This window comes from Pseudomonas sp. NPDC089547, from assembly GCF_050280665.1.
In the GTDB taxonomy this organism is placed as follows: Bacteria; Pseudomonadota; Gammaproteobacteria; order Pseudomonadales; family Pseudomonadaceae; genus Aquipseudomonas.
Genome location: NZ_JBNNVS010000016.1, coordinates 70,924 through 84,907, shown reverse-complemented (window position 1 = coordinate 84,907; position 13,984 = coordinate 70,924). Strand labels below are relative to the sequence as shown.

The 13,984-nt window shown below is 63.6% G+C and carries 10 protein-coding genes and 1 riboswitch; of the genes, 6 read left to right on the top strand and 4 right to left on the bottom strand.

What is annotated here, in order from left to right; translation table 11 throughout:
• Nucleotides 1-86: 86 nt before the first annotated feature.
• On the bottom strand, nucleotides 87-1,640 hold the full coding sequence (locus tag ACQKPZ_RS13680; protein ID WP_427538816.1) for a fumarate hydratase: 1,554 nt from the start codon (nucleotides 1,638-1,640) through the stop codon (nucleotides 87-89).
• A 457-nt stretch (nucleotides 1,641-2,097) separates the two neighbouring features.
• On the opposite strand from ACQKPZ_RS13680, the gene ACQKPZ_RS13675 reads away from it, so the two are divergent.
• From ACQKPZ_RS13675 to ACQKPZ_RS13660, 4 genes are all read left to right on the top strand, one after another.
• Nucleotides 2,098-2,817: a gluconate 2-dehydrogenase subunit 3 family protein gene (locus ACQKPZ_RS13675; protein ID WP_391137694.1), complete on the top strand. Its 720-nt coding sequence runs from the start codon at nucleotides 2,098-2,100 to the stop codon at nucleotides 2,815-2,817.
• 36 nt (nucleotides 2,818-2,853) lie between these two features.
• Entirely contained in the window at nucleotides 2,854-4,623 is a 1,770-nt protein-coding gene (locus tag ACQKPZ_RS13670) for a GMC family oxidoreductase (protein WP_427538813.1), read from the top strand.
• Between the two features lie 11 nt (nucleotides 4,624-4,634).
• Entirely contained in the window at nucleotides 4,635-5,960 is a 1,326-nt protein-coding gene (locus ACQKPZ_RS13665; protein ID WP_427538810.1) for a c-type cytochrome, read from the top strand.
• 171 nt (nucleotides 5,961-6,131) lie between these two features.
• On the top strand, nucleotides 6,132-6,560 hold the full coding sequence (locus ACQKPZ_RS13660) for a multidrug/biocide efflux PACE transporter (protein WP_427538807.1): 429 nt from the start codon (nucleotides 6,132-6,134) through the stop codon (nucleotides 6,558-6,560).
• 219 nt (nucleotides 6,561-6,779) lie between these two features.
• Here the strand turns inward: ACQKPZ_RS13660 and ACQKPZ_RS13655 are convergent, their stop codons facing one another.
• The 3 genes from ACQKPZ_RS13655 to ACQKPZ_RS13645 all read right to left on the bottom strand — a co-directional run bounded on the left by ACQKPZ_RS13655 (nucleotide 6,780) and on the right by ACQKPZ_RS13645 (nucleotide 8,736).
• Nucleotides 6,780-7,799: a branched-chain amino acid aminotransferase gene (locus ACQKPZ_RS13655; RefSeq protein WP_027916771.1), complete on the bottom strand. Its 1,020-nt coding sequence runs from the start codon at nucleotides 7,797-7,799 to the stop codon at nucleotides 6,780-6,782.
• A 203-nt stretch (nucleotides 7,800-8,002) separates the two neighbouring features.
• On the bottom strand, nucleotides 8,003-8,362 hold the full coding sequence (locus ACQKPZ_RS13650) for a hypothetical protein (protein WP_427538804.1): 360 nt from the start codon (nucleotides 8,360-8,362) through the stop codon (nucleotides 8,003-8,005).
• A complete protein-coding gene (locus ACQKPZ_RS13645) occupies nucleotides 8,359-8,736 on the bottom strand; it encodes a glyoxalase superfamily protein (protein ID WP_427538801.1) in 378 nt (125 codons plus the stop codon). The genes ACQKPZ_RS13650 and ACQKPZ_RS13645 overlap by 4 nt, the downstream gene beginning before the upstream one ends.
• 101 nt (nucleotides 8,737-8,837) lie before the next feature.
• A riboswitch (cobalamin riboswitch) is annotated at nucleotides 8,838-9,051 on the top strand.
• A 100-nt stretch (nucleotides 9,052-9,151) separates the two neighbouring features.
• Here ACQKPZ_RS13645 and cobW point away from each other — a divergent pair.
• Both cobW and cobN read left to right on the top strand, forming a co-directional pair.
• Nucleotides 9,152-10,219: a cobalamin biosynthesis protein CobW gene (gene cobW / locus ACQKPZ_RS13640; protein WP_403195973.1), complete on the top strand. Its 1,068-nt coding sequence runs from the start codon at nucleotides 9,152-9,154 to the stop codon at nucleotides 10,217-10,219.
• Between the two features lie 3 nt (nucleotides 10,220-10,222).
• Entirely contained in the window at nucleotides 10,223-13,984 is a 3,762-nt protein-coding gene (gene cobN / locus ACQKPZ_RS13635; protein WP_427538798.1) for a cobaltochelatase subunit CobN, read from the top strand.

The window sequence follows — 13,984 nt, the reverse complement described above, 5'->3', positions numbered from 1 at the left end:
GCTTTAGGAGCCCTCAGGCCTCTTCGTTAAGCCTTGGCCGCTGCAGCTTTGCTACAGCGGTCTTTTTTATCCGGCTGTGTACGGCTTCAGGCGTCGGCGCGCAGCAAAATGCGTTCGCTCCAGTACTGCGGGCCGGTTTGATGCACCGAAGTGCCTTGACTGTCGACCGCCACGGTAACGGGCATGTCCTTGACCTCGAACTCGTAGATGGCTTCCATGCCAAGGTCCTCGAAGGCCAGCACGGTCGACTTGCGGATCGCTTGCGCCACCAGATAGGCGGCGCCGCCGACGGCCATCAGATACACCGCTCGGTTATCCTTGATGGCCTCGATTGCCGCAGGGCCGCGTTCGGATTTGCCAATCATGCCAAGCAGGCCGGTCTGTTCCAGAATTTGCCGGGTGAACTTGTCCATGCGAGTGGCAGTTGTGGGCCCGGCAGGGCCGACGACTTCGTCACCTACCGGATCGACGGGGCCGACGTAGTAGATGAATCGGCCTTTCAGGTCGACGGGAAGGGGCTCACCCCGGTTCAACATTTCCACCATGCGCTTGTGCGCCGCATCGCGCCCGGTCAGCATCTTTCCGTTGAGTAGCAGTGTCTCGCCCGGTTGCCAGCTGGCAGTGTCCTCCGGGGACAGGCTGTCCAGGTCAATGCGGCGTGCGCTCGGGCCAGCCTCCCAGACAATTTCAGGATAGGTATCGAGCGAAGGTGCTTGCAGCTCGGCGGGACCGGAGCCATCAAGCACGAAGTGAACATGCCGAGTTGCCGCGCAGTTGGGGATCATGCAGATTGGCAAAGATGCTGCGTGGGTGGGGTAATCGAGGATCTTTACATCCAGAACCGTGGTGAGTCCGCCTAGGCCCTGTGCACCAATCCCCAGTTGATTGACCTTCTCGAACAGCTCCAGGCGTAACTCCTCGATCCGGTTCGCGGGGCCACGGGCCTTGAGCTGGTGAATATCGATTGCCCCCATCAGGCTTTCCTTGGCCATCACAGCAGCTTTTTCCGCAGTACCGCCTATGCCAATGCCGAGCATGCCGGGAGGGCACCATCCGGCACCCATTGTTGGCACCGTCTTCAACACCCAGTCAACGATCGAGTCGGAGGGGTTGAGCATGGCCATCTTTGACTTGTTCTCCGATCCGCCGCCTTTGGCAGCGATGTCGATTTCGATAGTCGCGCCCGGTACCAGCGAGTAGTGAATGATTGCCGGCGTATTGTCGCGTGTATTGGGGCGTCGGCCTGCGGGGTCGCTGACTATCGATGCGCGCAGCACATTCTCTGGCAATTGGTAGGCGCGGCGTACACCCTCATTGACCATTTCGTCGACACTCAGGCCAGAATTCTCCCAGCGGACTTGCATGCCAACGCGTACGAATACCGTGACGATCCCGGTGTCCTGGCAGATAGGCCGGCGCCCGGTCGCACACATGCGTGAGTTGATCAGTATCTGCGCCATTGCATCTTTGGCAGAGGTTGACTCTTCGCGCAGGTAGGCGCCATGCAAGGCTTCGATGAAATCGGTGGGGTGGTAGTAGGAGATGTACTGCAGAGCGTCCGCCACGCTCTGGATCAGGTCTTCGCTTCGGATGACAGCTGCATTGCTGGGGGGGCTTTTGGCGTTATCGTCGGAACGCATAGAAGGATCTCGAATCTCGATTGTGGTCATTTGATTTGTTTTTCTCTGATAAATCTTTCCTTCGCAATATATATTGCACAAAATAATTTCAGATGAGAATATTTTGTGATTTTTCTATATTTTTGCGTTTTATGGAAGCTGACGTATGACGCCACGGAGCTGGACTTCGGAGGGGATAGCTCGGTTTGATTGCTGCGATTACGGTTTACAGCGCCGGTGGTTGCTGCAAGGGGCCGTGCGACAATGATGCGGTTGACAATCGTGACAGAAACAAATTGTTACCACATAGGTAGCCTGCTACCATTTGTCATCCGTGAGATACGATGTCTGTCATGTGTATGACTAGTTGAGTTCGCTGCATTCAATGCAGCGTTCTGGAAGGTCGACAAGAGCAGGGCTTGAGCCTGCCGATGAGCACGTTTCACGGGTCTGAGTGATTAGTCATAGGTAGACCTGCATGTTGCTAGCCAAACAAACCTCGCGAAGGAAGTTCCTGCTTTCGTCGCTGATCGCCTTGCCCGCGATGGGCATTACCGTCAACGGCCTGAGTGCCGCGCTGGCGGCAGAAATGGCGGCGCCGAACCTCGACAGCTACACCCCGTGTTTCTTCACCCCGGCCGAATGGACCTTCATCCTCGCCGCCTGCGATCGCCTGATCCCCGCCGACGGCCGTGGCCCCGGTGCGCTGGAAACCAACGTGCCGATCTTCATCGACCAGCAACTGGCCGGTGACCTGGGCAGCGAGATCTACCTGGAGGGCCCGTTCGACCTGAATGCCCCGGCCACCCTGGGCTACCAGCTGCCGTACACCCCGCAGCAGATCTACCGCAAAGGTATCGCCGCGCTGGAAAGCTGGTGCCAGGCCACCCACGGCCAGCACTTCGCCCTGCTCGAACTGGACAAGCGCGATGACGTACTGAAGAAGCTGCAGGCCGGCCAGGTCGACTTCGCCGCCCATGGCGAAAGCGTGCTCAAGGCCAAGCTGTTCTTCGGCGAACTGCTCAACCACAGCCGTCAGGGCTGGCTGGCCGACCCCATCTACGGCGGCAACAAGGGCATGAAGGCGTGGATTGCCATCGGCTTCCCCGGTGCCCGGGCCAGCTACCTGGAATGGGTCGCCCAGCACAACGTCCCGTACCCCCTCGGCCCGGTCAGCCTGACCGGCCAACGCGGTTGATCCCTTCGCTTCGAGTTACAGCATTCAAGGTTTTTTATGGCACACATTACCAATGATGAAGTCGACGTCGCCGTCGTCGGCCTGGGTTGGGCCGGCTCGCTGATGAGCATCGAGCTTGCCCAGGCAGGCTTGAAAGTGCGCGCCTTCGAGCGCGGTGAAGACCGCACCAACGCCGATTTCGCTTACCCTAAGCCGGCTGACCAGTACGCCTACGGCGTGCGCAACAAGATCATGGTCACGCCCAAGGACGGCGCGCTCACCGTGCGCCACAACCTCAACGGCACCGCCTTGCCGACCCGCCAGTGGGGCGCCTTCGTGCCCGGCACCGGCGTCGGTGGCTCGGGCCTGCACTGGACCGGCGTGCTGATCCGCCCGACGCCGACCGACATCAAGCTCAAGACCTACGCCGACCAGGCCTATGCCCCCGGCATCCTGCAAAGCGACATGACCATCGGCGACTTCCCGTTCACCTGGGACGAGATCGAGCCGTACCTCGACAAGTTCGACAAGATCTGCGGCCTGTCGGGCAACACCGGCAACCTCAACGGCCAGATCCTGGTGGGCGGCGACCCGTTCGAAGGGCCGCGTTCCAACCCGTACCCGCTGCCAGCGCTGGAAGATACGCTGAACAATAAAATGTTCGCCGACGCCGCGCGCAAGCTGGGTTACCACCCGTTCCCCAACCCCTCGGCCAACGTGTCGCGGGCCTGGAAGAACCCCTACGGCAACCAGATCGCGCCGTGCAACTACTGTGGCTACTGCAGCAAGTACCCGTGCCTGAACTATTCCAAGGCCTCGCCGCAGACGGCGGTGATGGACGCGCTCAAGCGCATGGACAACTTCGACTACCGGGTCAACGCCAACGTCCTGCGCGTGGAACTGCACCCGGACGGCAAGACCGCCAAGGGCATCACCTACGTCGACGCCCAGGGCAACGAGGTGTTCCAGCCGGCCAGGATCGTCGTGCTGGCGGCGTTCCAGTTCGTCAACGTGCGCCTGATGCTGCTGTCGGGCATCGGCCAGCCGTACAACCCGGTCACCCGCAAGGGCACCATCGGCCGTAACTACGCGTTCCTCAGCAACGGCGGCGCCACGCTGTTCTTCAAGGACAAGCACTTCAACCCGTTCGCCACCGCCGGTGCCACCGGGCAGATGTTCAACGACGTTTCCCCGGGCAACTTCGACGGCCCGTCCCTGGGCTTCATCGGCGGTGCCAAGATCCACAGCTCGCAAGCCACGGGTACGCCGATCGGCACCGCGCTGCCCTCCGGCACGCCGGAGTGGGGCCAGGGCTGGAAGGAAGGCATGCAGGACTGGTACGGCCATTCGATGAAGATCAGCATCTCCACCGGCTGCATGTCGTACCGCGACCACTACGTCGACCTCGACCCGACCTACAAGGACCCGTGGGGCCAGCCGCTGCTGCGCATCACCTTCGACTGGAAGGAGAACGAGCTCAAGCTGCAGCAGCACCTGCGCAAGATCGTGCTGGACATCACCAAGGAACTGAACCCAGACAGCTACAGCGAAAGCTTCCTGGGCATGGACTCGCACTGGGATATCACCAAGTACGTGTCCACCCACAACGTCGGTGGCGCAATCATGGGTGACTCGCCGGAAACCAGCGCGCTCAACCGCTACCTGCAGAGCTGGGACGTGCATAACGTGTTCGTGCCGGGCGGCAACGCCTTCCCGCAGAACTTCCAGGCCAACCCGACTTCCATGATCGGCGCCCTGACCTTGTTCGCGGCCCAGGCCATCAAGGACCAGTACCTGAAGAACCCTGGCCCGCTGGTGCAGGCGTGAGGAGCGAGAACATGACAATCAAATCCCGTTCCATCCTGTCGATCGTGCTGGGTGTCGCCGTACTGGCCGCCGTGCTGGCGTGGATCGTCGCCGGCCTGCTCAACCGGTCCGGTGACGCCTCCGCGCAGTTGACCCAGGCCGTGACCCCGGCGCTGATCGAGAAAGGCGCCTACCTGGCCCGTGCTGGTGACTGCGTGGCCTGCCACACCAGCCATGATGGCGGTAAGCCGTTCGCCGGCGGGCTGGGCATCGCCTCGCCGATCGGCACCATCTACTCCACCAACATCACGCCGGACAAGAACACCGGCATCGGCAACTGGACCTATGGCGAGTTCGAGCGCGCGGTACGTCGTGGTATTGGCCATGACGGCAGCGCGCTGTACCCGGCGATGCCGTTCCCGTCCTATGCAAAGGTCAGTGATGAAGACACCCAGGCGCTCTATGCCTACTTCATGCAGGGCGTAGCGGCAGTCGAGCAACCGAACAAGGCCAACGACATTCCGTGGCCGCTGTCGCTTCGCATGCCGCTGGCCTACTGGCGCGCGCTGTTCTCGCCGGCGCCCGAGGCAACTGCTGCGGTCGTTGGCGGTGATGCTCAGATCAGCCGTGGTGCTTACCTCGTCCAAGGCTTGGGCCACTGCGGCTCGTGCCACACCCCTCGCGCTCTGACCATGCAGGAGAAGGGCCTGGACGATTCGGCCAGCGGCTACCTTACCGGTGCCGAGCTGAACGGCTGGAACGTCCCGGCCCTGCGCGGCATGCCGCACTGGAGTGAGGAAGAGCTGGTCGAGTACCTGGGCAGCGGCCGTAACGCCAAGGCCTCGGTGGCTGGCGAGATGACCGACGTGATCGCCAACAGCACCTCGCACATGAGCGATGCAGACCTGCAGGCCATGGCCGCTTACCTGAAATCGCTGACACCGGCCAATGGCCCTGCGTACCAACAGCAGGCCGACCGCAGCGCGGCGACCACCGCCAAGCTGACCGCGGCCAAGGGCCTGACCCTGGGGGAGCGGCTGTACATCGACAACTGCGGTGCTTGCCACTTCGTTTCCGGTCAGGGTGCAGAGCGCGTATTCCCGCGTCTGGACGGCGCTTCGGTGGTCAACGCGGCCAATGCCGATGCCTTGTTGCACGTGATCCTCGCCGGCGCAGCGACGCCGTCGACCGAGCGTGCGCCTTCGGTGCTGCCGATGCCCGGCTTTGCCGAGCGCATGGACGATGCCGAAGTGGCCGAACTGGCAACCTTCCTGCGCCAGGGCTGGTCGAACCAGGCCTCGACAGTGACGGCGGAGCAAGTGCGCAACGTGCGTGCTGGGTTGCACGCTCACCCTTAGTGCCGAGGCACAGTTGCAAGTAACCTCGGCTTTCTTTGCCAAGGATGGTGCTTGAAGCCTGAGGGGTGTGAGTAGCGCATTCTATTGATGAAACCGATGGTAGCTATGTGGTGAGTATCGGTTTCGTCAAAGAAAATAGGGGCACGACTTACGCAACGGATGGGATTTGCAATGAAAACGGTCTCCTTCACCGAACGCCTGGTACACGCCGTGGGCTACGAACTGTTCGCCGTGCTGCTGTGCGCACCGCTGTTGTCCTGGGTGATGGGCAAGTCGCTGGCGACGGCAGGCGCATTGGCAGTGACCTTGTCGGTAATCGCCATGCTGTGGAACATGGCCTACAACGCGCTGGTCGATCGCTGGGTGCGGACCGAACGCATCCACTGGAAAGCCAGTGCGCGTTTTGTGCACGGTTTGGGCTTTGAGGCCGGGCTGGTGGTGTGGTGCCTGCCGGTGGCGGCGTGGATGCTGGATATTTCGCTGCTGCAGGCGTTCATGGTGGAGCTGGGCTTCTTCGTGGTCATCCTGCCCTACACCGTGCTGTACAACTGGGCTTTCGACAAAGCCCGGCACTGCGTGATGCAGCGCCGCCTTGCCTGAATCGCGTGGGCGACGCGGTCCCCGTAGGAGCGGCCTTGTGTCGCGAAAGGGCCGCGCAGCGGCCCCGGCAATCTACGCGGCGAAGCTGAAAACCGGGGCCGCTGCGCGGCCCTTTCGCGACACAAGGCCGCTCCTACAAGGGATTGCGCAACTTTCATAAAGGCAAAAAAAGGGGCATGCCATTACTGGCATGCCCCGCTTTCATTGCGCCAAGGCGCCTCAGGCGACCTTGACGATCCAGCCTGCCGGTGCTTCGACATCGCCGCTCTGGATGCCGGTCAGCTCGTTATAGAGCTTCTGGGTAACCGGGCCGACCTTTTCCAGGTCGTGGAACACGTGCAGCTTGCCGTTGTACTCGATACCGCCGATCGGGGTGATCACCGCCGCGGTACCGCAAGCGCCTGCTTCAATGAAGCGGTCCAGCTTGTTGATTTCCACGTCGCCTTCGATCACGGTCAGGCCCAGGCGCGATTGCGCCAGTTCCATCAGCGACAGGCGGGTGATGCCTGGCAGTACCGAGGCCGATTTCGGGGTGACGAACTCGTTGTTGGCGGTGATGCCGAAGAAGTTGGCCGAGCCGACTTCCTCGATCTTGGTGTGGGTCAGCGGGTCGAGGTAGATGGCGTCGGCGAAGTTGGCTTTCTTCGCTTCAGCGCCCGGCTGCAGGCTGGCGGCGTAGTTGCCACCGACCTTGGCCGCGCCGGTGCCTTGTGGGGCGGCACGGTCGAAGCTGGAGATCTGGAAGTTGTGCGGCTTCATGCCGCCCTTGAAGTACGAGCCAACCGGGATGGCGAATACCGAGAAGATGAACTCGGGGGCGGTGCGCACGCCAATGTTGTCACCGGTGCCGATCACGAACGGGCGCAGGTAGAGGGCGCCTTTGCCGTGCGGTGGCACGAACTTTTCGTTGGCCTTGACCACTTGCTTGCACGCTTCGATGAACACATCGGTCGGCACCTGCGGCATCAGCAGGCGGGCGCAGCTGCGTGCCATGCGGGCAGCGTTCTGGTCCGGGCGGAACAGGTTGATCGAACCGTCCTTGCAGCGGTAGGCCTTCAGGCCCTCGAAGCACTGCTGGCCATAGTGCAGGGCAGTGGAGCCTTCACTGATGTGCAGGACGTTGTCTTCGGTCAGGGTGCCCTTGTCCCACTCGCCATTGCGCCATACGGACAGGTAGCGTTTGTCGGTCTTGATGTAGTCGAAACCCAGCTTGTCCCAGTTAATGCTTTCGTTGCTCATGACACCCTCATTGTCTTGCAAGTGCCCGATCGCTCGGGCTGCTGTTATATGCGCACCACGCCACCATAATACATCCGTGGCAGATCGGGAACGGCCAGTCACGAATTGATAGCCTGCAATGCATTGCTTGCGGACTGGCGGAGGTACTGCGGGGGGGGCTGCGAGAGGTTTGGCGAAAGATTTGCAGCGCCAAGCCCCTAAGCTCAGCGCCCCTTCAAACGCTTGGCCCAGTCCCCGCCGTGGCTCTGCTGGCAGGCTTCTTCACTGTCGAACCGCACATGCCAGGCCGGGTGGTCCAGTTGTATGCCAGCCTGCTCCAGCGCCACTTCGGTCAGTGCCAGCATGCGCACCTTGGCGTCACCCGCCACCGCAGCCGCCTTGTCGGCTTCTTGCTCGAACACCCAGGTGATGCGCAGGCTGGCCGGAAAATCCTCAGGATCAAGCCGATGGGTCAGCCAACTGAACCCGACGATCTCTGCCTTGGCGGTTTCGCAGGCTTCGGTCAGGCATGCGACCAGCTCTCGCTCCAGCCTGGCCATTTCGCGTTTGCCCATGGCCTTCAAGGATTGGCCCCGTCATCGATCTGCTGGCAAAAGCGCAAGCGGTTGCCGAACGGGTCGTACACCTGCATCTGCAATCCCCAGTCCAGGCGCTCGGCCTCGGGCCGGGCATAGCCGTACTGTTTATCCTGCAGCTCACGTTCCAGCGCGCGCAGGTCGTCGATGCGGGCGAACACGGTGGAGCCGGGGCAGGCATCACCGTGGTGCTCGGAAAGGTGCAGTATCAGCCCGTCGCGATGAATCTGTACGTACAGGGGCAGGTCCGGGCTGAAACGGTGCTCCCAGTCGATGCTGAAACCGAGGAAGTCGAGGTAGAACTCGCGGGCCTTGTCGACCGAGAAAATGCGCAGTACGGGTATGGCAGGGGCGAGGTGCATGGGGGCGTCCGTGGCCGTGGGTGAGGGTGCCACTGTAGCGCAGTTGCGCGCCTTGTGGTCAGACAGCCAACCGCAACGGTTGACCACCCGCCAGCCACTGCGTAGCCTTGCCACTTCGAGGTTCTTCGGCCAGGCCGAAGCTAAGACGGGAACGCGGTACAAGCCGCGGCTGCCCCCGCAACTGTAAGCACCGACAACGGATCGACACAGCCACTGCGCACGCGCGCGGGAAGGCGTCATCCCGCCACAGCCTGCTTTATAAAGGGCAAATGGAACGGTGCAAGCCAGGAGACCTGCCTCGCAACGTCTTCGACTTTCAACCGGGCGGGGTGATCCGGTGGCGAACAAGCCCGGCCGGCCTGGCCCGCGGCTGTCGTCCTGCATGCCCGCGCCATACTGCCAAGGGCAATGCGACATGAAAACACTGGCCAAGCTACCCGTCACCATCGTCACCGGCTTCCTCGGCTCGGGCAAGACCACCTTGCTGCGCCACATGCTCGACAACGCCCAGGGCCGCCGCATTGCGGTCATCGTCAACGAATTCGGCGAACTGGGTATCGATGGCGAAATCCTCAAACAGTGCAGCATCGGTTGCACAGAAGAAGAGGCCAGTGGCCGCGTCTACGAGCTGGCCAATGGCTGCCTGTGCTGCACCGTGCAGGAAGAGTTCTTCCCGGTCATGCGTGAGTTAGTGGCACGCCGTGGCGACCTGGACCATATCCTGATCGAAACCAGCGGCCTGGCGCTGCCCAAGCCTCTGGTGCAAGCCTTCCAGTGGCCGGAAATCCGCAACGCCTGCACCGTCGACGCAGTGATCACCGTGGTCGACAGCCCGGCCGTGGCCGCTGGCACCTTTGCCGCCTACCCGGACCAGGTCGATGCCCAGCGCAAGCTGGACCCTAACCTGGACCATGAATCGCCACTGCACGAACTGTTCGCCGACCAACTGGCCAGCGCCGATCTGGTGGTGCTGAACAAGGCCGACCTGATCGACGCCGAAGGCCTGGCCAAGGTCCGCGCCGAAGTGGCCGAGGAACTGCCGCCAGCGGTGAAAGTGATCGAGGCCAGCAGCGGCAAGCTGCCACTGGAAGTGCTGCTGGGCGTGGGCGCCGAGTCCGAGGCGCATATTGATGGCCGCCGTACCCATCACGACTCGCACCACGACGGCGACGACCATGACGACCATGACCACGACGCCTTCGATTCCATCTCCATCGACCTGCCAGAGGCCGACGAAAGCCTGCTGCTCGACGCCCTGACGCAGCTGGTGGTGGAGTTCGGCGTGCTGCGCGCCAAAGGTTTCGCCGCCATCCCGGGCAAGCCGATGCGCCTGCTGGTACAAGGCGTGGGTACCCGTTTCGACAAGCACTTCGACCGCGCCTGGCGCGCCGACGAGCCGCGCATTACCCGCCTGGTCCTGATCGGCCAGGACCTGGATGCTGCTCAGCTGGAAGCGCGCCTGCGCCAGGCACTGGGCGCCTGACCCATGCACCTGCTGCGGACCCAGCCCGGCGGCTTTGTGCCGGATGACAGCATTGCCGACCTCGGCCAGACACCCGCCGAGCTGGTGATTCTCTGCAGTGGCGATTCACACCTGGCATTGCTCGCCGACACCGCCGAGCAATTGCCCGAAGGCTACCCCAGCCTGCGCCTGGCCAACCCGATGCAGGTGCAGAACCACGCCTCGGTCGACTTGTATGTCGACCAGGTGCTGCGCCATGCCAAGGTCATCCTGGTGTCGCTGCACGGTGGCGTTGGCTACTGGCGCTATGGCGTCGAGCAGCTGGTCGAGCTGGCCGCCCGTGGCGTGCAACTGATCCTGGTGCCGGGCGATGACCGCCCGGACCCGGAACTGACCAGCCTGGGCAGCGTCACCGGCGAGCAGGCCGAGCGCCTCTGGCATTATTTGCGCCAGGGCGGCAAGGCCAACGCCATCAACCTGTTCAACTGCCTGGCCAACCAGTGGCTGGGCCGCGACTATGCCTGGGACGAGCCGCAACCGCTGCCGCGCACCGCCGTGTATCACCCGGCCAAGGGCAGTGCCGTGCTGGAAGACTGGTACCCGCACTGGCACCCCGAACACCCGGTGGCGCCGTTGCTGTTCTACCGCTCGCACTTGCAGGCGGCCAATACCGCGTTCATCGATGTGTTTTGCCAGCGCCTCCAGGCTGCCGGGCTGAACCCGCTGCCGATTGCCGTGGCCAGCCTTAAGGAAAGCGCTTGCCTGGAGCAGGTCGAAGCCTGGCTGGACGAGGTCGGTGCCGAGGTGCTGGTCAATACCACCGGTTTTGCCTTGTCCAGCCCCGAGCGGCCCAACCTGCGCCCGTTCCGTCGTGACATCCCTGTGCTACAGGCCATTTGCGCGCAAGACAACCAGCCCGGCTGGGAAGCCAGCGAGCAGGGGCTGGGGGCACGCGACCTGGCCATGCACATTGCCTTGCCTGAACTGGACGGGCGCATCATCACCCGGCCTGTCAGTTTCAAGGACATGGCCTGGCGCAGCGAACGCAGCCAGTCTGATGTGGTGTGCTACCGCGCCCACCCAGAACGCATGGACTTCGTTGCCGAACTGGCCCGCCGCTGGGTCGAGCTGGCGCGCCTGCCCAATGCCCAGAAGCGTGTGGCCCTGGTGCTGGCCAACTACCCGACCCGCGATGGCCGCATTGGCAATGGCGTTGGCCTGGACACGCCTGCTGCCGCCCTGAACATCCTCAAGGCGCTTCAGGCCGAGGGCTATCCGCTGGCGAGTCTGCCGGGCAGTGGCACGCAACTGATCCACCAGTTGTTTGGTGGCGTTACCAACGACCTCGACCAACTCGACCTGCGCCCCTGCGCCCAGAGCCTGAGCCTGGCGGACTATCAGGCCGCGTTCGAGCGCCTGCCGCAGGCCAACCGCCAGGCCGTGCTGGAACGCTGGGGGCCACCCGAGCAGGACCCGATGTACCGCGGCGGCAGGCTGATGGTCGCCGGCCTGCGCTATGGCCTGACCTTCGTCGGCATACAACCGGCCCGGGGTTATCAGGTAGACCCCAGCGCGGTGTACCACGACCCAGACCTGGTGCCACCGCACGGCTACCTGGCGTTTCACTTCTGGCTGCGCCATGCCTTTGCCGCCGATGCGGTGATCCATGTGGGCAAGCACGGCAACCTCGAATGGCTGCCCGGCAAGGGTGTCGGCCTGTCGGCACAGTGCTGGCCGGACGCTTTGCTCGGCCCGCTGCCGAACATCTACCCGTTCATCGTCAACGACCCGGGCGAGGGCGCTCAGGCCAAGCGTCGCACCCAGGCAGTGATCATCGACCACCTGATGCCGCCCCTGACCCGCGCCGAAACCTATGGCCCGCTGCGTCACCTGGAACAGCTGGCCGACGAGTTCTACGAGGCGCAGATGCTCGACCCGCGGCGAGCCCGTGAGTTGCAGCGCGACATCCTGGAACTGGTCAAGGCCAACCACATCGACCGTGAGCTGCAACTGGAAGGCCAACTGGACGATGCTGCCGTGTGGCTGCCGCGCCTGGACACCTACCTGTGCGACCTGAAGGAATCACAGATTCGCGATGGCCTGCACGTGTTCGGCCAGTCGCCTGAAGGCCGCTTGCGCCTGGATACCTTGCTGGCGCTGCTGCGGGTTGAGCGTGGCGACGGTCGCGGCGGTAATGCCAGCCTGCTGCGGGCATTGGCCAAGGCGCTGGTGCCAGGTTTCGACCCGCTCGATTGTGAACTGGGGCAACCGTGGCAGGGCGCACGCCCAGAGCAGTTGCAGGCCATGAGCAGCGAGCCCTGGCGCACCTGTGGGGATACCCGCGAGCGCCTTGAACTGCTGGCGCTGCACGTGATCGGGCAGGCGCTGGAAGGCAACGCACAGTTACCCGCGCTGAGCGAATGGCATCCGGTGCACGACGTGGTCAAGGCCTTGCGCGACGCAGTCGCTCCCAGCCTGGATGCCTGCGGCAGCGCCGAAATGAACGGCTTGCTGGCAGCGCTGGCCGGCCGCTTCGTGCCTGCCGGCCCCAGCGGTGCGCCCAGCCGTGGGCGCCTCGACGTGCTGCCCACCGGGCGCAACTTCTATACCGTGGACGTGCGCAACCTACCCACCACCACGGCCTGGCGCCTGGGCTTTGCCTCGGCCAACCTGATCCTCGAACGCCACCTGCAGGACCACGGCGACCACCTGCGCCAGCTCGGCCTGTCGGTGTGGGGCACGGCGACCATGCGCACCGGCGGCGACGACATCGCTCAGGCCATGGCGCTAATGGGCGTGCGGCCGGTGTGGGCCACCGGCAGCCAGCGCGTCGACGACTTTGAAATCCTGCCGCTGAGCCTGCTCGACCGCCCCCGGGTGGATGTGACCTTGCGTGTTTCCGGCTTTTTCCGTGACGCCTTCGGCAACCTTATTCGGCTGTTCGATGCAGCCGTGCAGGCAGTCGCAGCACTGGACGAGCCCGACGACCTCAACCCCCTGGCCGCGCGGGTACGCAGCGAACGTGCGGCGCTGCAAGCGCAGGGCGTGGACGCCGAGCAGGCCGCCCGCCAGGCGGGCTGGCGGGTGTTCGGTGCCAAGCCCGGTGCTTATGGTGCCGGGGTTCAGAACGCCATCGACGGGCGCCTGTGGCACAGCCGTGATGACCTGGCCGAGGTCTACCTCAACCATGGTGGTTACGCCTACGGCGCCAGTGACGAAGGCACCCCGGCCCGCGCACAGTTCGCCCAGCGCCTGGCCAAGGTACAGGCGGTGCTGCAGAACCAGGACAACCACGAGCACGACCTGCTCGATTCCAACGATTACTACCAGTTCCAGGGCGGCATGCTGGCCGCGTCGGAAACCTTGTCCGGTGCAGCAGTGGCCAGTTACCACGGCGACCACAGCCAGGCCGACCGGCCACGCATCCGCACCCTCAAGGAGGAGCTGAACCGGGTCATCCGTGCCCGTGCGCTCAACCCCAAGTGGATCGACGGGGTCAAGCGCCATGGCTACAAGGGTGCTTTCGAGATGGCGGCGACGGTCGACAACCTGTTTGCCTTTGACGCCACCACGCACCTGATCGACGACCATCATTACCAGGGGCTGGCCGATGCCTATGTGCTCGACCCGGCCACCCGCGACTTCATGCGCGAGCACAACCCCGAGGCCCTGCGCGACCTTACCGAGCGCCTGCTGGAGGCCCAGCAGCGTGGCCTTTGGCAAGCGCCGGGCGACTACCGCGAGGCCCTTGAGGCGCAACTGCTCGACGGCGAGGAACAGGCTTGA